Raw genomic sequence first — 23651 nt, 5'->3', positions numbered from 1 at the left:
CTTGATGTTTTTTTAAATAAGCCTTTGACATCTATTTATTGTATAGTTTTTATATACTATTTTTTTAATGATTCAAAAGCATAATAATTAAATTTGGAAAGATAAAATTCAATTACAAAACATGAAAAAAATTACCATTTTATTTTCTTTAGTCATTTTTCAATTAGGCTTCTCACAAACGCTTCCTTTGGATTTTGAATCGGCAACAACACTTTATCCATTTACTGATTTTGATGGCGGTGTTGCCACAAAGATTCCAAACCCACAAATTTCAGGAATAAACACGAGTGCAACTGTTATGCAACTGGTTAAAAGTCCGGGAGCAGTTTGGGCAGGAAGTAAAATAACTATGGCGGCACCAATTGATTTAACAACGGATAGAGTGTTTAAAGTTAAAGTATTATCTCCAGTAGCGGGGAAAAAATTATTATTGAAATTTGAAGGGCCAGGATTTTTTTTCGAAAAATTATCTGCACCCATAACCACCGCAAATGTTTGGGAAGAATTAACTTTTGATTTTTCTTCGGATGCTGTCAATAATTTAAATAATCAGATAGTTTTTATTTTTGACATTGGTACGCAAGGAGACGGTGGCCCAAATTCAACTTATTTATTTGATGACGTAACCCAATCTGCCGGTACAGGTCCTATTTTACAATTACCTGTTTTGCCTATGGATTTTGAATCTACAACTGTTTCCTATCCATTTATTGGTTTTGCCGGAGGCGATGTGACAATAATTCCAAATCCAGATATTTCCGGTATAAACACAAGTGCTAAAGTTGCCAAAATGATAAAAAGCCCTGGCGAAGTATATGGTGGTGCTGTAATTCAAATGGATGGCCCAATCGATTTCTCATCAACAACTAAAATAGTTAAGGTAAAAGTTTGGTCTCCAGTAGCAGGGAAAAAACTTATGTTGAAATTTGAAGGAAGTCCAGTAGATTTTGATAATGGTGCTTTTGAAACAGAAGCAACAATTACAAACGCAAATGTTTGGGAAGAATTACTATTTGATTATAACTCACCAACCTTATTTCCTCCTGTAAATAATAATGACAACAAAATTGTATTTTTCTTCGACTTTGGAACGCAAGGTGACGGTGGCCCAAATTCAACCTACTATTTTGACGATGTCGCTTTTTCAGATGGATTGTCAACTCCTTCTTTCAATATTTTAAATGTAAAAACATATCCAAATCCTGTAGCAAATCAAATGACAATTGAAGCTAATAATCAAATTCAAGAAGTATCGATTTATAATTTATTAGGGCAAGAAGTCATAAAAAAGAGTGTTAAAAGTAACACAACAACATTACAAACAATTGGACTTCAATCAGGTATTTACATAACCAAAATGAAAATGAGTGATGGAACAGAATCAACTTCAAAATTCATTAAAAAATAGACTGAAAATTTAAATTTTTAATGCAGTTCAAAACATCGTTACTGTAACAAAAAAAATCCCGCTTAGTTTTCTAAGCGGGATTTTCGTTATTTTAGCATTTCATTCTAAGACATGAAGAAAAACCAAAAACAAGCAGCGATAGGATTTATTTTTATTACAATGCTTATCGATATTACAGGCTGGGGAATTATTATTCCAGTTATACCAAAATTAATAAAAGAACTCATTCATGGCGATATAAGTGAAGCCGCAAAATATGGTGGTTGGCTGACTTTTGCTTATGCCATTACGCAATTCATTTGCGCACCGTTAATAGGTAATTTGAGCGATAAATTTGGGAGAAGACCAATTATCTTGATATCGCTTTTTGCTTTCGCCTTAGATTATCTTTTACTAGCATTTTCACCAACGATTATCTGGCTTTTTGTGGGAAGAATTATTGCGGGTTTAACAGGCGCGAGTATAACAACAGCATCTGCCTATATTGCCGATGTAAGTACACCAGAAAATAGAGCCAAAAACTTCGGAATGATTGGAGCTGCTTTTGGTTTAGGCTTTATTATTGGACCAGTAATTGGAGGATTGTTAGGGCAATTTGGTTCGAGAGTTCCGTTTTATGCTGCCGCAATTTTGTGCATGTTGAATTTTCTATATGGCTATTTTATTTTACCCGAATCATTAGCTAAAGAAAACAGAAGGGCATTTGAATGGAAACGCGCCAATCCTATTACTGCCTTCTTAAATTTAAAAAAACATCCTTCGTTAATTGGCCTAATGTTAGCCGTTTTTCTTTTATATGTTGGTTCGCACGCTGTTCATAGCAATTGGAGTTTTTTCACAATGTATCGATTCAAATGGGATGAAAAAATGGTCGGAATTTCGCTTGGTGTAGTTGGACTTTTAGTCGGAGTTGTTCAAGGCGGATTAATTCGTTGGACAAGTCCAAAATTAGGTAACGAAAAAAGCATTTACATTGGTTTAGCGCTTTACACCATCGGAATGTTGCTCTTTGCTTTTGCTAGCCAAAGTTGGATGATGTTTGTGTTTTTAATTCCGTATTGCTTAGGCGGCATTGCTGGTCCGGCATTGCAGGCAACAATTTCTTCAAAAGTTCCGTCGAATGAGCAAGGTGAAATTCAAGGAACAATGGCTAGTTTAATGAGTGCTTCTGCAATTATTGGCCCACCAATGATGACCAATACATTTTACTTTTTTACACACAAAGAAGCACCATTTCAATTGGCTGGTGCACCTTTTATTTTAGGAGGATTTTTGATGTTATTGAGTACTGTTATTGCTATTTACTCCTTAAGAAAACATACTATTTCAAATACAAACAATGATTATAATAATCAATAATCGCTTTACCTTCCAGCAAGATATCGGCACCTATTATACCATGGACTGGTTTGGCCTTGTGTTGTTGCAATGCTTCATTTACATGTGACAAATCAAAAATAACTAAATGAAAATCCAAAGTTTTCCAACGACCAATTTGTAGCAAATTATTTTTGGCCAATTGTGTAAACATTCCTGTGGCTCCGGCTCCAGAAGCTTTGGTTTTTGACTTTCCAGCTTTTAATCCAAATTTATCAATGCCTTCAAACCCAACGCAACTATTGGAAGCACCAGTATCTAAAATAAAATTTCCCGAAACTCCATTAATAGTAGCCTTAACCAACAAATGCTGGGTTTCTGAAACTTTGAAATTTATTTTCTTGTACTTTTCTTTTTTGAGTAAGTCCTGTAGCTGTTTCATATAATAAAATGAATTTCAAATGTAATCTAAAAATCTAACACGCTAAAAAATCAAGCTAAACTTAGTACATTAGCCACTCAGAAACTTAGCTACTTCTTACCTAATGATTTTAACCGATACGCATACACATCTTTATTCCGAAGAATTTGAAAACGACAGATCCGAAATGATTCAGCACGCCATTGATGCTGGAGTTTCCCGTTTTTTCGTTCCATCGATTGATTCTGGTTATACTCAAAAAATGTATAATTTAGAAGCACAATTCCCTCAAAATATTTTTCTGATGATGGGTTTGCATCCAACGTATGTAAAGGAAAATTACCTAGAAGAATTGGCCCATGTTGAAACCGAATTAACAAAAAGAAAGTTCTACGCTGTAGGCGAAATTGGAATCGATTTGTTTTGGGATAAAACTTTCTTGAAACAACAACAACATGCGTTTCAACACCAAATTCAATTAGCCAAAAAATATAAATTAGCTATAAACATTCATTGTCGTGATGCATTTGATGAAGTTTTTGAAGTTTTGGATAGCGAACGCGCCGCCGATTTGTTTGGTATTTTTCATTGCTTTACAGGCGATTTCGGTCAAGCCAAAAGAGCAATAGATTTGAATATGAAACTCGGAATAGGCGGAGTTGCCACTTTTAAAAACGGAAAGATTGACCAGTTTTTACATGAAATCGATTTGAAACATATTGTTCTCGAAACAGATTCGCCTTATTTAGCCCCAGTTCCATTTCGGGGCAAACGAAACGAAAGCAGTTATATCAAATTGGTTGCCGAAAAATTATCAGAGATTTATCAATTACCAATAGAAGAAATTGCCCGAATTACAACCGAAAATTCTAAATCCATTTTTGGGATTTAAACCAAAATATAACAAAAATTGACTTTTTTTTTGTTCTTTTGTTCCTGTAAAATTGTAAGCCAAGATGCAAAGATTTGATGCAATTCGTCCGTTTTATGATACCGAAGTAAATGAAGCTATTTGTGCCTCAGTAAATCATCCAATGATGAAGGCAATAATGAATTTTACTTTCCCTGAACTTGATGATGAAATTTGGAAAGAACAGTTGAAAAGAACCCATTCTATTCGCGATTTTCAATGCAATTTTATATACAAAGCGCTGAAGAAAGTGTTAGAAAAAAGTTCGGATGGCTTATCAACTTCGGGATTTGAAAAACTAGAAAAAAATACTTCTTATCTTTTTATTTCCAACCATAGAGATATTATTTTAGACACTTCTTTATTAAATGCATGTTTATTTGAACACGGATTAGTAATGACAGCTTCAGCAATTGGAGATAATTTGGTGAAGAGAGATTTCATGAATACGCTTGCAAAACTGAATAGAAATTTTTTGGTACAACGCGGTTTATCACCAAGAGAATTGTTGCAAAGTTCCAAATTAATGGCAGAATATATTGGACAACTATTGTTGCGTGAAAATCGTTCGGTTTGGATTGCACAACGAGAAGGGAGAACTAAAGATGGTAATGACGCAACACATTCTGGTGTTCTGAAAATGCTGGCAATGGGTTCAGACGAAGGGAACTTAATGGATTATTTTAAGAAAATTAAAATTGTTCCAGTCTCCATTTCGTATGAATATGATCCAACAGATGCTCTGAAAATGCCGCAGCTAATTGCTGAAGCCAATGATGAAATTTACATCAAAGATAAAAATGAAGATTTTGTTACGTTATTGAGTGGAATCATTGGTCAAAAGAAACGGATTCATATTCATGTTGGAGATGTTTTGAACAAAGAATTAGATTTTATTGCACAAGAATTTGACAATACAAACAAACAAGTTCAAGCTTTGGCTCAAGCCATTGACGATTCTATTTTGCAAAACTATAAATTGTGGCCAACGAATTATATTGCATATGATTTATTGAACAAAACCAATACCTATAACAATTTCTATACAGAAAACGAAAAATCATTGTTTGAGAGAAGACTAGAAATGAAAATTGACGAAACAAATCCGCAAATGGTTGAAAGCTTCTTAGCCATGTACGCCAACCCAGTGGTAAATAAATCAAAATATTTGAATGCAAACTAAACCCAATATACTTTTAATTTATACTGGTGGAACCATTGGTATGATAAAAGATTTTGAAACGGGTGTTTTGAAAGCATTCAATTTTAAAAAATTATTGGAAAAGATTCCAGAACTCAAACATTTAGATTGCAATATTGAAACTATTTCCTTTAAAAAACCTATCGATTCATCAAATATAAATCCGGAAAAGTGGATTGAAATTGCAGAAATTATTGAAGGCAACTACTTCAATTTTGACGGATTTGTTGTGCTTCATGGCTCAGATACGATGTCGTATTCAGCATCAGCATTGAGTTTTATGTTGGAGAATTTGAATAAACCGGTTGTGTTTACCGGTTCACAATTACCCATAGGAGATTTAAGAACAGATGCTAAAGAAAACCTGATTACTGCAATACAAATTGCTTCGTTGCAACAAAAAGGGAAATCAGTAATACATGAAGTTTGTCTCTATTTCGAATACAAATTATACCGAGGAAACAGAACTACTAAAATAAACGCCGAACATTTTAATGCTTTTGCATCGCCTAATTATCAGCAGTTGGCCGAATCTGGCGTTCATCTGAATGTTAATGCTAATTTGGCTTTTCCAAAACAATCCGGTAAAAAATTATTGGTCCACAAAAAAATGGACGACAATGTGGTGATTGTAAAAATGTTTCCAGGTATTAATGAATCTGTTTTGTCAGCAATAGTTGCCATTCCAAATTTAAAAGGAATTATCCTTGAAACCTATGGTTCGGGAAATGCGCCAACAGAAGAATGGTTTATTCAAACCTTAAAAAATGCTATTAAAAAAGGTTTATATATCATCAATGTTACACAATGTTCAGGAGGAAGTGTCAACATGGGACAATACGAAACCAGTTCACAACTAAAAAAAATAGGTGTCATTTCTGGAAAAGATATCACTACAGAAGCAGCCATTACAAAACTGATGTATTTGTTGGGACAAAATGTAGCTCCAGCTGTTTTCAAAACTATTTTTGAAACATCACTACGAGGAGAAATGCGATAACTATTATCGTCCACGCTTTTTTTAGTCAAAATTTTTGCTGTTATTTGCAATACAATTAGAGAGGTGGCCGAGTGGCTGAAGGCGCACGCTTGGAAAGCGTGTTTATGGTAACATAACGAGGGTTCGAATCCCTTCCTCTCTGCTTTTTCTTCCTTAAAATAGTTGTATGCGAATCAGTCTTTTCATCATAACATTTTTTACTACACTTAGCATTTTTGCCCAGGAAAATGCCATTAAGAATGAGGTTAAAGATGAAATAAATTTTGATGCTGTAGATTCGTTATATCGAGAAGACCAATTTTATTTAAATATCACTTACAATTCACTTCAAAAGCGTATTGAAGGAATTCAACAAAACAAACTATCACCAGGAATAGCTTTTGGGTTTTTAAGAGATATGCCTATTAATAAAAACCGAACTGTTTCTATTGCTGCAGGTTTGGGATATTCTTTGGCTATTTATAATCAAAATCTAGGAATTTCAAATGCTAACGGCGTAAATACTTATGAAGTATTGGATTCAGAAATTACATTTTCTAAAAATAAACAGTCTTTTCATTATATAGATTTGCCTATTGAATTCAGATGGCGAAACTCAACACCAGAGAGTCATATATTTTGGCGTGTTTATTCAGGAGTAAAATTAAGTTATCTTTTTTATGATGAATATAAATCGGTTTCGTCAAACGGAACAGTTAAGCTATCTAATAATAAAGACTTGAACCAATTTCAATATGGTATTTATCTGGCTTTTGGATGGAATACATGGAATTTCTCTGCCTATTATGGGTTAAATCCGCTATTTAAATCTTCAGCAAAAATTGACAATCAATCGATTAATATGAATACAATTAATTTTGGTTTGATGTTCTACATTCTATAGCCAAAAGTAAAGTAAAGCACTCTGCGGAAGTATCCCACACAAAAAACCAACTAACAATTCTTTATTTGAATGTGCTTTCATAACTAAACGTGAAGAAGCAACAAGACCGTTCATAACTACAAAAAAAGTAACCATGTTAACTGTATTGATTTGATTATGAATACTCAGTCCAATTATAAAAACGGTTAACGAACTAATGCCAATCATGTGAATACTAGCTTTGAATTTGGCATACAACAACAGAAACGCAAAACTTGTGCTTAGTATTCCTCCAACAAAAAAGAAATACAAGCTCGGAAATCTGTCAATTGTTATACTTTTTTCTGTCAAAATAGTAAACAACATTAGTTGTAATAACAAAGGAATTTTTCGCTGCGAAATATCCGATAGCATTACATTTTCTATTTTCCCAAAGGTTTTTAACAGAAAAAAAAATGCAATTGGCAACAGGAAAGTAATGATAATTATTTGCAAAAATAGTATCAAATATTGTGGCAAAGTAAAATACCTAGCTTCGAGCAAAACATAAAAAAGAGTTCCTAAAAACGGAATAAAAATAGGATGGAAGATGTACGAAAAAAAAGGAAGGATTTTTTTCAAAGTTTGTTTTTTTTATATCTTTTTCCTCATTCTTGCCACAGGAATATCAAGTAAGTCTCTGTATTTTGCAATGGTTCTTCTGGCAATTGGATACCCTTTCTCTTTTAGAATTTCAGCTAGTTGATCGTCAGGAAGAGGTTTGTGTTTGTCTTCTTCCTCGATAATGTTTTTGAGAATTTTTTTAATTTCAAGCGTTGAAACATCTTCGCCCTGATCGTTTTTCATTGATTCTGAAAAATATTCTTTTATCAATTTGGTACCATAAGGTGTATCGACATATTTACTATTGGCAACACGGGAAACCGTAGAAATATCAAGACCAACCATATCCGCGATGTCTTTCAAAATCATGGGTTTTAATTTAGTTTCTTCCCCATCAAGGAAATATTCCTGCTGAAAATGCATAATGGCATTCATTGTCACAAAAAGTGTTTCTTGACGTTGACGAATGGCATCGATAAACCATTTGGCAGAATCCAATTTTTGTTTAATAAACTGTACAGCATCTTTTTGCGAATGCGACTTGTCTTTAGACACTTTGTAAGTTTGCAGCATTTCCTGATAATCTTTGGAAATGTGTAAGGTTGGTGCATTTCTGCCGTTCAAAGTAAGTTCCAGTTCACCATCAACAATTCGAATGGCAAAATCGGGAACAATTTGTTCTACCGTGCGATTACTACTGTCAAAAGAACCACCGGGTTTTGGGTTTAATTTTTCAATTTCTTCAATAGCTTTTTTGAGTTGTTCTTTAGAAACTTCAAAGGTTGCCATCAATTTTTCGTAGTGTTTTTTGGTAAAAGCATCAAATTCGTTTTCAATAATATTGATGGCTAAATCAACATATTCTGATGGCGTTTTATGCCTAAGTTGCAACATTAAACATTCATGCAAGTTTCTTGCGCCAACTCCGGCAGGATCTAAATCGTGAATGATTTGCAACATTTTTTCAACCGTTTTTTCATCGGTATAAATGCCTTGTGTAAACGCCATATCGTCAACTATATCCTGAACACTTCTTCGTAAATACCCGTCGTCGTCAATGCTTCCAACCAAAAACTCAGCAATATCTCGTTGTTCATCTGTTAAGATAAAAGTATTTAACTGATTGATTAAATCCTGGTGAAAGCTTGTTGGGGCTGCCAATGGCATTTGTCGGTCATCATCATCGTCGCTATAATTATTGGCTTGTAGCTTATATTCTGGAGTTTCGTCATTGCTTAAATATTCGTCAATATTGATTTCGTCGGTTTCGATGTTTTCACTGCCTTCGTAATCATCATATTCGTCATTGTTGTCAAACTCATCTTTCTCATACAATTCTTCCTCTTCTTTACCACTTTCCAATGCCGGATTTTCTACCATTTCCTCTTTCAACCGTTGCTCAAAAGCCTGCGTAGGCAATTGTATCAACTTCATCAACTGAATTTGCTGAGGCGATAGTTTTTGTGATAATTTTAGATTTAAGAACTGCTTTAACATTTTTGTCGGTTGTCGGTTGTCAGTTGTCAGTTGTCTGATATTATTTTAACAGATAACGGAGAACAGACAACAGTTATTAAAATTCTGCGTTTTGCGGTGTTCTTGGAAACGGAATAACGTCGCGGATGTTTGTCATTCCGGTTACAAATAATACTAATCTTTCAAATCCTAATCCGAAACCTGAATGCACAGCCGAACCGAATCTTCGGGTGTCTAAATACCACCAAAGTTCTTCTTCGTCAATGCCGAGTGCTTTCATTTTTTCAACTAAAACCTCGTAACGTTCTTCTCTTTGTGAACCGCCAACGATTTCCCCGATTCCAGGGAAAAGAATATCCATGGCGCGAACCGTTTTTCCGTCTTCATTCAAACGCATGTAAAATGCTTTGATATTGGCTGGATAATCAAACAAAATCACCGGACATTTAAAATGTTTTTCAACTAAATAACGTTCGTGTTCACTTTGTAAATCGGCGCCCCATTCGTTGATAATGTAACTGAATTTTTTCTTTTTATTTGGAGTAGAATCTCTTAAAATATCAATAGCTTCAGTATAGGAAACGCGTTTGAAGTTGTTTTCTAAAACGAAGTTTAATTTCTCTAACAAACTCATTTCGCTTCTTTCTGCCTGTGGTTTTGATTTATCTTCTTCAGCTAAACGACTTTCTAAAAACTTCAAATCGTCTTGACATTTATCCATCGTATATTTAATTGCATATTGGATAAAATCTTCAGCCAAATCCATATTGTCATTCAAATCATTGAAAGCAACTTCCGGTTCAATCATCCAGAATTCGGCCAAGTGACGAGAAGTATTTGAGTTTTCAGCTCTAAATGTTGGTCCAAAAGTATAAATCTGACCTAAAGCCATTGCAAAAGTTTCACCTTCTAATTGTCCGGAAACCGTAAGATTAGTATGTTTTCCGAAAAAATCTTTTTTGTAATCGATGTTTCCTTCTTCGTTTTTTGGAAGATTATCCAATGGTAATGAAGTCACTTGAAACATTTCGCCGGCACCTTCTGCATCTGCACCTGTTATTACTGGCGTATTCACATATACAAAACCTTTTTCCTGAAAATACTGATGCACTGCAAAAGCCAAAACAGAACGCACTCTCATTATCGCTCCAAAAGCATTAGTTCTAACTCTTAAATGTGCATTTTCTCTAAGGAATTCCAATGAATGTTTCTTTGGTTGCATTGGGAATTTCTCTGCATCAGAATCGCCAAGAATTTCAAGTTTTGCGACCTGAATTTCATATTTCTGACCGGCACCTTTGCTTTCTACCAAAGCTCCTGTTACTGAAATTGCAGCTCCAGTTGTAATTCTTTTTAAGGTTTCTTCTGGCGTGTTTTCAAAATCGACAACGCACTGAATATTATTAATTGTCGAACCATCGTTCAACGCGATAAATTGATTGTTTCTAAAAGTTCTTACCCAACCTTTTGCATTTACCTCTGAAATCGTTGTTTCACTGTTTAGTAAGTTTTTAACTTTGGTATGTTTCATTTTAAAATTAGGATTTTAGAATTAGAAATTAGGATTTGTATGAATCTTAAAATCTAACGCAAATATAAATTATTTATTTTCTATTGTAATTTCATCAATATCGTCAGTATTATCGCGATAAATGTTGATGCTTGGCTGTTCTTCTGTAAGCTCTTTTTTGGTCAGTTTCTTTTTACCACCCCATTTTTCAGTAGTTAAAACCAAAGCAGGAAGCACTACCAAATTAGCAAACATAGCAAAGGTTAAGGTAACTGAAATTAATCCACCAAGAGCTATTGTTCCTCCAAAACTTGACAAAGTAAAGACAGCAAAACCAAATATCAAAACCACTGAAGTATAGAAAGTGCTAACACCAGTTTCGTGCAAGGCACTAATAACTGCTTTTTCAATTTTCCCACCGTTCTGAATTAAATCGTGACGGTATTTAGCCATAAATTGTATCGCATTGTCAACCGAAATTCCGAAAGCAATACTAAAAACTAAAATAGTTGATGGTTTCAACGGAATTCCGAAATAGCCCATTAAGCCTGATGTGATGCAAAGCGGCAGAATATTGGTTACGACCGAAGCAAAAATCATTTTCCACGAACGGAACATGTATGTCATCAATAAGGCAATTAACAAAATGGCAAAGATTAACGATTCAACAAGGTTTCCTATCAAGTAAGTTGTTCCTTTTTGAAAAACCAAAGCCTTACCAGTTAGGGTAACTTCGTAGCTGTCACTTGGGAAAATTTTATCAATTTTGGCATGTAGTTTCTTTTCAATTTTGGCCATTTCTTCAGTGCCGATGTCTTTCATGAAAGTTGTGATTCGGGCATATCGGCCCGTTTTATCCACATAACTTTTCATTAAATTATCTTTCGAACCTTTGGTGGCATTTTTGGCATACGAAAGGATGAAAGCTTGTTCCTGCGACGTTGGTAAATCATAATATTCCGGATTGCCGTTATAGAAAGCCTGCTTCGAATATTTCACTAAATTAACAATAGAAACCGGTTTCGAAAGTTCCGGAATGCTATCAATCGTGTTTTGCAATTCGTCCATTTTTCGCAAAGTTGACGCTTTCATTACGCCTTTTTTACGTTTGGTATCAATCATGATTTCCAAAGGCATTACACCGTTGAATTCTTTTTCGAAAAATAAAATGTCTTTAAAAAAGGAAGCGCTTTTGGGCATTTCGCCAATCAAACTTCCGGAAACCTTCATTTGGGAAACACCAATAACACTAAAAACAAGCAACAATCCGTAGATGCTGTATATCAGATTTCGTTTGTATCTAACATGTCTTTCAACCCAATTTAAAATAGAAGAAAGATAGTTTTTGCTTAAGTGATTTAAGTGTTTTTCTTTTGGCAATGGCATAAAACTATACACTATCGGCACCACCATTAGCGTCAAAAGATAAACCGTAATTACGTTTATAGAAGTTACCAATCCAAATTCATACAGCAAATCATTTCCGGTAATCATAAAGGTTGCAAAACCAATTGCTGTCGTCAGATTGGTCATCAATGTTGAAACTCCGATTTTGGAAATCACACGTTGCAAAGCTTTAGCCTGATTGCGGTGCGTTTTGATTTCCTGTTGGTATTTATTGATAAGGAAAATACAATTCGTGATTCCGATAACTATAATCAAGGGCGGAATAATTGCTGTTAAAATCGTGATTTTGTAATGAAACAAACCAAGCGTTCCAAACGACCACATTACGCCAACAATCAAGATGCAAATCGAAATAAATGTGGCACGATGTGAACGGAAAAACAAAAAGAAAATTAACGAAGTGATAAACAAAGCAGCGCCAATAAACAGTCCAATTTCACCTTTCATATTGTCGGTGTTGATGGTTCTGATATAAGGCATGCCCGAAACTTTCAAGTCAATTCCGGTTGTTTTTTCAAATTTAGTTACTTCAGGAACCAAAACATTCAGAATGAATTCTTTTCGGATAGGCGAGTTAACAACTTTTTTGTTGATATAAATCGCAGAGCGAATACTTCCTGATTTTTTATTAAAAAGCAGACCTTCATAAAAAGGCAAATCGTTAAAAAGCTGTCTTTTAATTTCGGCTAAATACTTTGGATCAGTTGTTCTTTTTTGGTTAACTAATGGAACTAGTTCAAACTTTTCGAGCGTATCGTTTTTTTGTAATTTCTTTAAATCATTTAGCGAAACAACCAATTCAACCTCTTTATGAGATTTTAAATTAGTCATCAATTCGTCCCAAGCTTTGTATGCTTTTGGCGTGAAAAACTTATTGTCTTTAATTCCTATTACAACTAGATTTCCTTCTTCACCAAAAACATTTAGAAACTGAGTATAATCTTTATTGGCTTTGTGATTTTTGGGTAATAAGTTGGCTTCATTATAAGTCATACCAACATTTTTCCATTGCAAAGCTAAGAAGATAGTCAACAGAACAATTCCAATGCTAATAGCTATTCTATTTCTTAGAATAATTCCAGCGATAAATTCCCAAAAACCTGCGTTTATTTTCTTCTTCATTTTAATGTAAAAACGGTTGCAAAGGTAATTAAAACCACTAAAAAAGGGATTGATTTTATAAAAGATTTGCTTAATTTATGTCAGAAAAACGGCGTCTGATTAAATAATTGTTAATAGCCCCAAAAAAAATGAAAAAATACATTGCTTTTTAGCATCTTTGTAAGCATAAGCAGTAATAGTTTTTGGATGAGAAATTTAAAAAATTCTTTATTTTATATTTTTATTACAGGTGGTTTTACCTATTTGATGTATCGAATTGTCGAACAAGGCAAACTGCTTGAAGTAGGAAGAAAAATTGTCTCTCCATCTTCTGCCGATAGTCAGTGGACGCAGTTTTTATCTTCGTTGTATCATAATTTACAACATCCGTTGCCCTTATTGCTTTTCCAAATTATCACTATTGTTTTAGTTGCCCGAATTTTTGGCTGGATTTTTAGAAAGATTGGGCAACCATCCGTTATAGGTGAAATTATAGCTGGAATTGTACTTGGACCATCCCTTTTTGGACTTTATTTTCCGGATTTAAAAGAATCACTTTTCCCGGTTGACTCATTAGGAAATCTTCAGTTGTTGAGTCAAGTTGGTTTGATACTCTTCATGTTTGTAATCGGAATGGAGTTAGATTTAAAAGTCTTAAAAAACAAAGCCAACGAAGCGGTTGTAATTAGTCATGCGAGTATTGTAATTCCGTTTGCTCTTGGTATTGGATTGTCGTATTATATTTACCATCAATTTGCTCCTGTTGGCGTTGAATTTTTGTCGTTTAGTTTGTTTATGGGAATTGCTATGAGCATTACAGCATTTCCTGTTTTGGCCCGAATTGTTCAGGAACGAGGTATTCATAAAACAAGATTGGGAACGATTGTTATCACTTGTGCCGCAGCCGATGATATTACAGCTTGGTGTTTATTAGCAGCAGTTATTGCCATTGCAAAAGCAGGAAGTTTTGTAAGTTCCTTATATGTTATCGGATTAGCTCTTGTCTATGTTTTAATGATGTTATTTATTGTGAAACCATTTTTAAAACGAATTGGAGATTTGTATGCCAAAAAAGATAATATCAAAAAATCGGTGGTGGCCATTTTTCTTTTGACCTTAATTATTTCTTCGTATGTGAGCGAAATAATAGGTATTCACGCCTTGTTTGGCGCTTTTTTGATGGGCGCCATTATGCCTGATATATCAAAATTTAGAACGGTCTTTATTGAAAAAGTAGAAGATGTTTCCGTTATATTGTTTTTACCACTGTTTTTTGTTTTTACTGGATTAAGAACCGAAATAGGATTGATCAATGATGTCTATTTATGGAAAGTAACAGGATGTATTATTGCGGTAGCAGTTGTTGGAAAATTCTTTGGAAGTGCTTTGGCAGCAAAATTTGTTGGACAAAATTGGCGCGACAGTTTGACCATCGGCGCTTTGATGAATACTCGAGGTTTGATGGAATTAGTGGTGCTAAACATTGGTTACGAACTTGGGGTGCTTTCGCCAAAAGTGTTCACTATGATGGTAATCATGGCATTGGTCACAACATTTATGACTGGTCCAGCTTTAGACATAATCAATTTTATTTTTAAAACCAAAGATGCTATTATTCCTTCAGAGGTTAAAAGGAACTCCGATTTTAATATTCTGATTTCTTTTGGTAACAATCAAAAAGGGAAATCACTACTGCGTTTGGCAAACAGTCTTACCAAAAAACAAACCGATTCAGCTAATGTTACTGCTATGCATTTAACGGCAAGTGACGAAATGCACGCGTATAATTTAGAAGAATATGAAAAGGAAACGTTTGAACCCATTGTAAAAGAATCTAAAAAATTAGACCAACCTATTACCACTATTTTTAAAGCAACCAACGATATTGAAACCGATATTGCCGACATTGCTCACGTAGGGAAATATGATTTGCTTTTAGTTGGTTTAGGGAAATCAATTTTTGAAGGTACAATTTTAGGTAAAGTACTTGGATTTACCACACGTATCATTAATCCGGATAGATTATTAGATAAGTTCAAAGGGAAAGAAGGATTGTTCGAAAACTCGCCTTTTGACGACAGAACACGGTTGATAATTTCCAAAACCAAAACACCACTTGGTGTATTGATTGATAAAGATTTACAACAAATCGATAAAGTTTTCGTTGGGATTTATAGCGTTGGCGATGTTTTTCTAATTGATTATGCCCAAAAATTGATTTACAATAACAATTCTCATATTACTATTTTGGATAACAATGATCATAGTAAAAACAATTTTATTGTTGAAAATGCTTTGGCGGTTTTAGAACAAAATCATCCAAATAATATTGAAGTTTTTCATCCGAATCAACTTAATAAACCTGTATTGCTTAAGCAGGATTTAATTATTTTTAGTCTAGAAACTTGGAAAAAACTAATAGACGACGAGGTTTCATGGCTTACAGATATTCCTTCGGTTTTGATTATTAAGCCTTAATTATCTCTTTCTTATAATCCAAACATCTTGTGGAATCCAATTGCCCGTTTCCGGAATTGGCTCAGCATAATGCTCTAAAATTTCAGCATCATGGAATAGATTTTTCATGAATTCAGTTGGATGAAATGCTGAAAACATGCGATGTCCTTCTTTCACTTTGTCCCGAATAATTAATTCATTAGCATCATATCTTGCAACTTCTGAAGGAATTAGTTTTACCTTGAAATTATCACCTTGAGTAGTCAGGAATAGTATTCCGTCTGGTTTCAATATTCGATGCAATTCAGTATACCAATCATAATGCAATTGTTCTGAAAGATGTGTAAAAATTGAAATTCCATATATTGCATCAAATGAATCGTCAGGATAAGGAAGTTTTGCTTCCAAAGTGTTACAATTAAAACTAATTCCAGGAAGATTTTTTGAACACCAGTCAATGGATTGTTTGTTATAGTCTGTCCCAAAATATTTGCATTCTTTGCCAACAACATTAGGCAAATGACGAATTACCCTGCCAGGACCACAACCCCAATCAAGTATCTTTTTGTCTTTTAAATCTAGATATTTGCTAAAATAATCGGCAACCCATTTAGCAGTATTGATACTCTCCGTATAATATTTTGTATAGTCAATCTGAAATGATTCGTATATAAGATAATCTGGCGGTAATTTTACGTCGGGGTTATTTTTTTTAAAGACTGAGTTTTTCTTCTGATTTTTATAGCGCTCAACATAAAAATGTGCCCAGTCTGCCAAATAAATCAATCGAAGTTTTCTTAAGATACTAGAAATTTGTCCTTTATTCATCAATTTTTTGTGGTAAATATATGTTTTATAATTTGTGTATGACTAAAAAATCAAAACCCAAAATCAAAAACAAAACTCAGCTTAACTGCTAGATTATCTTCAAACCTGGGCAATTGATTTGGGCCATATCTATAAAATCCGGTTAAACCAAATCCTTTATAAATCTGATTCAATTCGATTCCGGATTCGAAGAAACCTTGGTCTAAAGTTTTGTATTGAATGCCAATGTGCCGCTCCGGATGCTCCAAATTTCCCCAAGCCATTCTGGATACTAAAACCAATGAAGGCTTTACTTTTTTGAACAACTCGACTCTTTTAAATCCGTGTTTAAATTGAAGCATCACAAATTCACTAGAAAAGAATTCGTTGAAATACATGGTTTCAAAACTGTTTTTTCCAGCTATGGTTATTCTTTGTAATAGCTTGTCTTTGGTCAAATTATTCGGTGAAGTATTATACAAATGCGTCAAGGGAAGCGCTCCAAAAGCATAACCTGCTTGAAGTAAAAAAGCTGATTTTTGTCCGTTTAAATATTTCTTTTCATACTCAATTCGGGCATCAATTTTTCCAAAATCGAAATCATTAGCAAAGAAATTAGGCAGCGATTTAGTAAACTGAAAAGTGAATTTAGGGAAACGTTTTTCGTATTCAATTTTACCATTTGGCGTTTGCATATAATCACTAAAAGGATTCCATTGTATAGAAAACATAGCGGTTGACATCGTAAATTCCCGATACAAATGGCTATCGTAAGCGAAAGTATAATTGAACAACGGACTTATTTGGCTATACGAAAGTTGCCAAATGGTTTCTGTTTTTGGAATAATTTTAGTTTCAATGTAACCACGCCACGTTTTGTGATTATAAAATGTGCTGATGTTGATAGGTCGCGGGTCATAAATTTTGAAAACCCTTTTATCCGTTGCAAAATTGGTACTCGCAATCTCCCGAACATCATCTGTATACGACCCTCCGATCCAAGTGTTAGAAAAATTACCAATCCGGACAGCCGTTCCTAAATTGTACTTGATGGTTTCATCTTTCAAACCATAGGCTATATAGCCTTCAACACGGAGTTTTTTAGAAAAAGTGTCATTGGTAATACCGCCAATTCCAAAACGAAATCCTTCAAAATTATTATAACTCAAAAGATAGCGCAAATCAAAATCAAATGGACCGAAAGGCACGTAACCATTGATAACTTTTCTCCCGAATTTGATTTTCTTCTCAATATTTCCTTTGGTTATGATACTGTCTAAAACTACATACGTTCTTTCGCTTCGCGAGTCTAAACTATCGGTTCTGTTTTGGCTCCAAAACGCATCGTCTCTTTTGTGGGCATTGTCTTTAATTTCGATAGTAACAGAAGATTTTCTGATTTTCAACTTGTTATTTACAACTAAATCAAAAGCATGCATTTCCGAAGAAAGATAGGTGAAATCAGAAGCTGTTTTTTTCGAATTGGTGTCATCATCTTCGGCAGCAAACTCAATTCGACCGCCCAAAATTTTCGTAGGTTCCTTACTTTTCCCTTTAACGATTTTAAAGTTTTTCCGAATGGGAAACCAGACTTTTTCTTGGGGCAAATAGCTAAATTCATGAATTCCGGTAATGTCTAAAACACCCCGAATGCGCATCACCGCTTTAGCAACAGCATGGTTTTCATTGTCAACATAGAGCAATCCTTCCAAACCTTTATTGCTAATTTTGTTTTTAAAATAAAGTACAATCACGGTTCGATTATCGATAGAAGTGGTGTCTAGAATTTTATACCGATATTCTTCAAGTGCGGCATCAGAAATGGGACTTTTATATTTGGTTTCAAAGAGTTCATATTTAGCATCGTAAATAGAAAATGATTGTAGATTGAATCCCAAAAGTTCGTAAATAGGTTCTTTAAAACCCGCCATTTTTGTCCCCAAAATAGTTTCTTTCAGTATTGGTTTTTCAAACTGAAATTGCGATACTTTTTCGGTCAGAAACAAATGTTGCTTGTCAATAATTTTTTTAAACTTATAATCTGACGAATCTATTTTAGCAATTTTATCTTTAGAAACAGCGTTCACAAAAACAGTATCAATTTTACCAAAAATCGAGTCAGGATTGGCGGTAACAAGTAATTTGTTATATGATTTGAATTGAAAACTGTTCAGTTTTTTTTGTGGATTGTTGTTCTGTTTTTCCCGAATTACTTTGGTGATAATCGCGTTGGCCGGATTTACATTTGAAATAGAAACTTCTTTCAGCGCATCAATTTTTGGTGAAAGATAGAGCGTAAAAAAGGTTTTTATTTCGAATAGTGAAATGGTTTTTGATTCATAGCCAATATAAGAAACCGTCAAAGTTTCGGGTTGTGATATTAAAAGGAAATTAAACTTTCCATCAACATCGGCAATAGTAGAAAAGCCGCTTTCGGTTTTTATAGTGGCAAACGGAAGTGCTTTTTTGGTTTCGGAATCTTTTATAATTCCATTGACTTGAAATTGTGCTTGCAGCGACAGTGTGAAGAATAAAAACAGTTGAAATAGTCGCTTCATTTGAAAGTAGTTGCAGCAATGATTTGACAAAAATAGGAATAAAAAAATCCGTCTCGATGTATCAGGACGGATTTAATATTGAATTAACAAAGTTATACTTTCATGATTTCGGCTTCTTTGGTGGCCAAATGTTCCTCTACTTTTCGGATAAAACCATCTGTTAGTTTTTGAATATCATCTTCAGCAGATTTACAAACGTCTTCTGAAGTTCCTTCCTTCTCTAATTTTTTGATATCGGTATTGGCATCTTTTCGAGCATTTCTGATTCCGATTTTAGCATCTTCTGCTTCTGCTTTTGCTTGTTTTACTAAGTCGCGTCTTCTTTCTTCGGTTAAAGCAGGAACATTAATGATGATGTTTTCACCATTATTCATCGGATTGAAACCAAGATTGGCAATCATAATTGCTTTTTCAATCGGATGTAACATGCTTTTTTCATAAGGCTGAATGGTAATAGTTCGGGCATCAGGAACATTAACGTTAGAAACTTGAGATAGGGGTGTTTGAGAACCATAATAGTCTACAAAAACACTTCCCAACATTTGTGGTGATGCTTTTCCGGCACGAATATTTAAAAATTCTTTTTCTAAATGTGCAATAGAACCATTCATGGATTCTTTTGTACTGTCTAAAATAAATTCAATTTCTTCCATTTCTTGTCTAGATTTCTAGATTATTGGATTATTGGATTTTTAGATTTCTAGTAATCTAAAAATCCAATAATCTAACAATCTATTTATATTTTAACAACGGTTCCAACATTTTCACCGTTGCAAATTTTTAATAAATTTCCTTTTTTATTCATATCAAAAACCACAATTGGCAAGGCGTTTTCTTGGCTTAACGTAAATGCGGTAGAATCCATCACATTCAATCCTTTTTTGATAACGTCGTCAAAAGTAATGCTTTCAAATTTTACAGCATTTGCATTTTTTTCAGGATCGGCATCATAAATTCCGTCAACACGTGTTCCTTTCAAAATCACATCGGCATGCACTTCAACACCGCGAAGCACAGCAGCAGTATCAGTTGTAAAATAAGGGTTTCCTGTTCCGGCGCCAAAAATAACAATTCTACCTTTTTCCAAATGACGAACCGCTCTTCTTTTGATATATGGCTCGGCAATCGCTTCGATTTTTAAAGCGGTTTGTAAACGCGTCAACATTCCTTTATCTTCCAATGCGCCTTGTAAAGCCATTCCGTTAATAACGGTTGCAAGCATTCCCATATAATCGCCTTGGACTCTATCCATTCCGTTACTGGCGCCTGAAATTCCCCTAAAGATATTTCCGCCTCCAATTACAATGGCGATTTCTACTCCTTTGTCATGAATTTCTTTAATTTCATCAGCATATTCAGCAAGACGTTTTGGGTCAATTCCGTATTGTCTGTCGCCCATCAAAGCTTCGCCACTTAGTTTTAGAAGAATTCTTTTGTATTTCATTCGTCGTGTTTGTTTTTTTTAATTTAAAATTTGACCGAGACTATAAAGCCAAATGTCCACTGGACATTCTCCTCTTAATATCAAAAGTGATGCAAATATAAACATATTCTCTTTTTTTATGGTATTTGGCAAAAAGAATGTTAACCAACTATTGTCATGTTATTTAACCTATTGGTTTTGTAACTTCGTGGCATCAAAAGGAAGTTATGAAATCCATTATAGAAAAAAGTCTTTCACAGAGTTATAGTTATACCGATTATAGAAATAACATCAAAGTTTTATTAAATGAAGGCAAGTCAACGGGTATTGAGCAATCCGAAGCATTGACACATTATAGCGAACTCAACGAAACAAGGATGAATCGTTTAGACAAAACGATTACTATTGCCATAGAGACGCTTCAACTTATGAAGCGTTTACAAAAGGAATATATTTGGCTAGTCATTTCTGAGGGTTGGTGTGGCGATGCGGCGCAAATTCTCCCAGTCATTTATAAAATGGCACAGCTTTCAGATAAAGTTGATCTGAGGATTGTTTTCCGTGATGAAAATGAGGAATTGATGAATTTGTTTTTAACCAATGGAACAAAGTCAATTCCTAAGTTGATTATTTTGGATAAAAACAGTTTAGAGGTTTTAGGTGATTTCGGACCAAGACCAATCGGAGCCAATCAATTTATTTCGGATTATAGAAAGCAACATGGAATGATTGATGAAAAAGCAAAAGCCGATTTACAGCTTTGGTATTTGCACGACAAAGGAGTATCAACTCAAAACGAAGTTACTTCGTTGCTGAATTCTTTGGAATAATTATTTAAATTGATAGGTCAAACCAACGCAGAAACTACCTATTTTCTCATCTGTGATTTTACTGAAACCATATTGGCAAAGCTCTAAATATAGACCAAATCCACCGCTATCTTTATCTTCTATTCCGATGCTTATTTTTTTGAAATAACCAGCTAAGTCATTTTTCCCGAGAGCCAAAGCTCTTCCATAACCGGCTTCTACAAAATAGCGTAAATCCATTCCGCCTATTGGACAGATTTTGAGTGTTCCAAATATAGGCGCTACGACTAAGCATTTACTTCCTTTCCAATCAATTCCTATGTTTGCACCAATAGCAATCCAGTCAATCGGCTTCAAACCATAACCAAAACGGGTGCTAATTCCGTCAGGTAAAAAAAAGGGTTCTTTTTCACCAGTGTAAGGATCAATTTCTCCATAATACTGATTGACTCTTATTGGAAACGAAAAATCTAATTTTGCAAACGTATGTCTTGGGGTTTTTACATCTGTTTGTTTTGGTGTTTCTTGTGAATAACCAAGGCAGCAAAAAAATAAGATGGATATTAAGACATAAACTCTCATAATCGGTTACTATTATTTCTCGAATTCATCCGGTAAAATACCGTTTTGAACTGAATAATCTCCAATTTTTGTTCGGCGTAAAACCGATAAATGTGCCCCAGAATTTAGTGCTTTTCCAAAGTCAAAAGCCAGCGAACGAATATAAGTTCCTTTGCTGCAAACCACTCTGAATTCTATTTTAGGCAATTCAAATTTAGTAATTTCAAATTCATGAATGGTAGTTTTTCTTGAACAAATTTCGACTTCTTCTCCGGCACGCGCATGTTCATACAAACGTTTCCCGTCTTTTTTTATGGCGGAGAAAACAGGTGGTTTTTGGTCAATTTCACCAATAAATTGTTTTACTGTTTCCTGAATTAATTCAGCTGTAATATGTTCTGTTGGAAAAGTAGCGTCAACTTCCGTTTCTAAATCATATGATGGCGTTGTAGCACCAACAGTAATTGTTCCGGTGTATTCTTTCGCTTGCCCTTGGATTTCGGTAATTCGTTTGGTGAATTTTCCGGTGCAAACAATCAGTAAACCTGTTGCCAAAGGATCTAAAGTGCCGGCGTGACCAATTTTGAATTTTTTAGGAAGATCGTATTTGCGTTTTAAAATATACTTCAATTTGTTCACCGCCTGAAAAGAAGACCACTTTAGCGGCTTGTCAATCAAAAGGATTTGACCTTCTAAAAAGTCTTCGGCAGTCATCAGATTGTCGTTAATTTCATAATCCAGAAATGGATAATTAAAATAGCCAAACCAGCCACAATTCGGTAATAACCAAACATTTTGAATCCGTGTTTAGATAAATATCCGATAAAAGATTTTATTGCCAACATCGCTACTATAAAGGCAACAATATTTCCAATAATTAAAAAGTTAATCTGGTCGTGGTTTAATACAAAACCATCTTTGTAGTAATCGTAACATTTCTTAACAGTAGCACCAAGCATGGTAGGCACTGCTAGGAAAAACGAAAATTCAGCAGCAGTTTTCCGAGATAATTTTTGTGCCATTCCGCCAATAATACTCGCGCCGCTTCTTGAAACTCCCGGAATCATAGCCAAGCATTGGAACAAACCAATTTTTAAAGCTGTTGCATAACTTATTTTTTCAGTTTCTTGAGTCTCCTCTTTTTGTGTAAACCAATCATCTACTTTTAGTAAAACGATTCCACCAATTACTAACGAAACGGCAACCGTTATAGGATTCTCCAATAAAGCATCAATCTTTTTGCTGAAAAGCAATCCAAAAACTACGGCTGGAATAAAAGCAACCAAAAGTTTAAAGTAAAAATCAAGCGTCTGAAAAAAGCGTTTGAAGTATAAAACGACTACCGAAAGTATCGCGCCAAGTTGAATTACAACGGTAAATAATTTGGTAAAATCATCATGTGCAATGCCAAAAAATGACGAAGCAATAATCATATGACCTGTTGAAGAAATGGGAAGAAATTCGGTTATTCCTTCAATGATAGCTAGTATAACGGCTTGAATGTAATCCATTAATTAGATTGTTTGATTTAAGAAAAGTGGTAAGAAGAGTCTAATAATCCAACCATCCAAAAAGCTATGAAGCTATTTGCTCTTTTTAAAAATAGAATAAATCGTAATTCCGAAACCAATCAAAACTACGGTTGGTGCTAAACGAATTCTTCTCCAGCTGAAGACGTCTTCGCTGAAAACCTTTGGGTTATCGCTTCCGCCGCCACTCATCAAAATAAATCCTAAAACAATAACTCCAATCCCAATCAACAGGAATTTATAGTTAACCGTATCAAAAAGAAAATCAGGTTTTTGCTCGTTGTTTTTCAT

21 protein-coding genes and 1 tRNA gene are annotated in these 23651 nt (G+C 34.3%); 9 read left to right on the top strand and 13 right to left on the bottom strand.

What is annotated here, in order from left to right; all coding sequences use genetic code 11:
* The first annotated feature begins 121 nt into the window (after window positions 1-121).
* Together QWY90_RS12865 and QWY90_RS12860 are read left to right on the top strand one after the other, a co-directional pair.
* Entirely contained in the window at window positions 122-1408 is a 1287-nt protein-coding gene (locus QWY90_RS12865) for a T9SS type A sorting domain-containing protein (protein ID WP_290286369.1), read from the top strand.
* 111 nt (window positions 1409-1519) lie between these two features.
* The gene (locus QWY90_RS12860; RefSeq protein WP_290286368.1) at window positions 1520-2767 is read left to right on the top strand and encodes a TCR/Tet family MFS transporter; all 1248 of its coding nucleotides are present in this window, start codon (window positions 1520-1522) and stop codon (window positions 2765-2767) included.
* Here QWY90_RS12860 and QWY90_RS12855 read toward each other — a convergent pair.
* Window positions 2730-3167: a retropepsin-like aspartic protease gene (locus QWY90_RS12855; RefSeq protein WP_290286367.1), complete on the bottom strand. Its 438-nt coding sequence runs from the start codon at window positions 3165-3167 to the stop codon at window positions 2730-2732. The genes QWY90_RS12860 and QWY90_RS12855 overlap by 38 nt on opposite strands.
* A 103-nt stretch (window positions 3168-3270) precedes the next feature.
* Between QWY90_RS12855 and QWY90_RS12850 the strand changes: the two genes are divergently transcribed.
* The 5 genes from QWY90_RS12850 (at window position 3271) to QWY90_RS12830 (ending at window position 7140) form a co-directional block, all read left to right on the top strand.
* Window positions 3271-4038: a TatD family hydrolase gene (locus tag QWY90_RS12850; protein ID WP_290286366.1), complete on the top strand. Its 768-nt coding sequence runs from the start codon at window positions 3271-3273 to the stop codon at window positions 4036-4038.
* Between the two features lie 64 nt (window positions 4039-4102).
* Window positions 4103-5239 (top strand): 1-acyl-sn-glycerol-3-phosphate acyltransferase, encoded by a 1137-nt coding sequence (locus tag QWY90_RS12845; RefSeq protein WP_290286365.1) that lies wholly within the window; start codon window positions 4103-4105, stop codon window positions 5237-5239.
* Window positions 5229-6257 (top strand): asparaginase, encoded by a 1029-nt coding sequence (locus QWY90_RS12840; protein ID WP_290286364.1) that lies wholly within the window; start codon window positions 5229-5231, stop codon window positions 6255-6257. Before QWY90_RS12845 ends, QWY90_RS12840 begins: the two co-directional genes overlap by 11 nt.
* A 57-nt stretch (window positions 6258-6314) precedes the next feature.
* Window positions 6315-6399: transfer RNA gene (locus QWY90_RS12835), tRNA-Ser, on the top strand.
* 24 nt (window positions 6400-6423) lie between these two features.
* Window positions 6424-7140 (top strand): porin family protein, encoded by a 717-nt coding sequence (locus QWY90_RS12830; RefSeq protein ID WP_290286363.1) that lies wholly within the window; start codon window positions 6424-6426, stop codon window positions 7138-7140.
* Here the strand turns inward: QWY90_RS12830 and QWY90_RS12825 are convergent.
* The 4 genes from QWY90_RS12825 to QWY90_RS12810 all read right to left on the bottom strand — a co-directional run bounded on the left by QWY90_RS12825 (window position 7135) and on the right by QWY90_RS12810 (window position 13237).
* Window positions 7135-7740: a hypothetical protein gene (locus QWY90_RS12825; protein ID WP_290286362.1), complete on the bottom strand. Its 606-nt coding sequence runs from the start codon at window positions 7738-7740 to the stop codon at window positions 7135-7137. The genes QWY90_RS12830 and QWY90_RS12825 overlap by 6 nt on opposite strands.
* Window positions 7741-7752: 12 nt before the next feature.
* Window positions 7753-9219 carry an RNA polymerase factor sigma-54 gene (gene rpoN, locus QWY90_RS12820; protein WP_290286361.1) on the bottom strand — a complete coding sequence of 489 codons (1467 nt, stop codon included), beginning with the start codon at window positions 9217-9219 and terminating at the stop codon, window positions 7753-7755.
* Between the two features lie 76 nt (window positions 9220-9295).
* Complete coding sequence (gene asnS / locus QWY90_RS12815) at window positions 9296-10729, bottom strand: asparagine--tRNA ligase (RefSeq protein WP_290286360.1); 1434 nt, start codon at window positions 10727-10729, stop codon at window positions 9296-9298.
* A 69-nt stretch (window positions 10730-10798) separates the two neighbouring features.
* The gene (locus tag QWY90_RS12810; protein ID WP_290286359.1) at window positions 10799-13237 is read right to left on the bottom strand and encodes an efflux RND transporter permease subunit; all 2439 of its coding nucleotides are present in this window, start codon (window positions 13235-13237) and stop codon (window positions 10799-10801) included.
* 186 nt (window positions 13238-13423) lie between these two features.
* Here QWY90_RS12810 and QWY90_RS12805 point away from each other — a divergent pair, with 186 nt between their 5' ends.
* The gene (locus tag QWY90_RS12805; protein WP_290286358.1) at window positions 13424-15694 is read left to right on the top strand and encodes a cation:proton antiporter; all 2271 of its coding nucleotides are present in this window, start codon (window positions 13424-13426) and stop codon (window positions 15692-15694) included.
* On the opposite strand, the gene QWY90_RS12800 is transcribed toward QWY90_RS12805, so the two are convergent.
* The 4 genes from QWY90_RS12800 to pyrH form a co-directional block, all read right to left on the bottom strand.
* Window positions 15695-16501: a class I SAM-dependent methyltransferase gene (locus QWY90_RS12800; RefSeq protein ID WP_290286357.1), complete on the bottom strand. Its 807-nt coding sequence runs from the start codon at window positions 16499-16501 to the stop codon at window positions 15695-15697.
* A gap of 50 nt (window positions 16502-16551) precedes the next feature.
* Window positions 16552-19038: a DUF5686 family protein gene (locus QWY90_RS12795; protein WP_290286355.1), complete on the bottom strand. Its 2487-nt coding sequence runs from the start codon at window positions 19036-19038 to the stop codon at window positions 16552-16554.
* Between the two features lie 92 nt (window positions 19039-19130).
* Entirely contained in the window at window positions 19131-19691 is a 561-nt protein-coding gene (gene frr / locus QWY90_RS12790; RefSeq protein ID WP_290286354.1) for a ribosome recycling factor, read from the bottom strand.
* A gap of 83 nt (window positions 19692-19774) precedes the next feature.
* Window positions 19775-20482 carry a UMP kinase gene (pyrH, locus tag QWY90_RS12785; protein ID WP_290286352.1) on the bottom strand — a complete coding sequence of 236 codons (708 nt, stop codon included), beginning with the start codon at window positions 20480-20482 and terminating at the stop codon, window positions 19775-19777.
* Between the two features lie 206 nt (window positions 20483-20688).
* Between pyrH and QWY90_RS12780 the strand changes: the two genes are divergently transcribed.
* On the top strand, window positions 20689-21291 hold the full coding sequence (locus tag QWY90_RS12780; RefSeq protein ID WP_290286351.1) for a thioredoxin family protein: 603 nt from the start codon (window positions 20689-20691) through the stop codon (window positions 21289-21291).
* On the opposite strand, the gene QWY90_RS12775 is transcribed toward QWY90_RS12780, so the two are convergent.
* From QWY90_RS12775 to QWY90_RS12760, 4 genes are all read right to left on the bottom strand, one after another.
* Window positions 21292-21852 (bottom strand): hypothetical protein, encoded by a 561-nt coding sequence (locus QWY90_RS12775; RefSeq protein WP_290286350.1) that lies wholly within the window; start codon window positions 21850-21852, stop codon window positions 21292-21294.
* Window positions 21853-21864: 12 nt separating this feature from the next.
* Complete coding sequence (gene truB, locus QWY90_RS12770; protein WP_290286349.1) at window positions 21865-22545, bottom strand: tRNA pseudouridine(55) synthase TruB; 681 nt, start codon at window positions 22543-22545, stop codon at window positions 21865-21867.
* Window positions 22545-23342: an undecaprenyl-diphosphate phosphatase gene (locus QWY90_RS12765; RefSeq protein ID WP_290286347.1), complete on the bottom strand. Its 798-nt coding sequence runs from the start codon at window positions 23340-23342 to the stop codon at window positions 22545-22547. The genes truB and QWY90_RS12765 overlap by 1 nt, the downstream gene beginning before the upstream one ends.
* Window positions 23343-23414: 72 nt before the next feature.
* Window positions 23415-23651, bottom strand: a complete 237-nt coding sequence (locus QWY90_RS12760; RefSeq protein ID WP_290286345.1) for a DUF3098 domain-containing protein — start codon at window positions 23649-23651, stop codon at window positions 23415-23417.

Source organism: Flavobacterium paronense, assembly GCF_030409795.1.
Lineage (GTDB): Bacteria > Bacteroidota > Bacteroidia > Flavobacteriales > Flavobacteriaceae > Flavobacterium > Flavobacterium paronense.
This window is presented reverse-complemented; position numbering and strand designations above follow the sequence as displayed.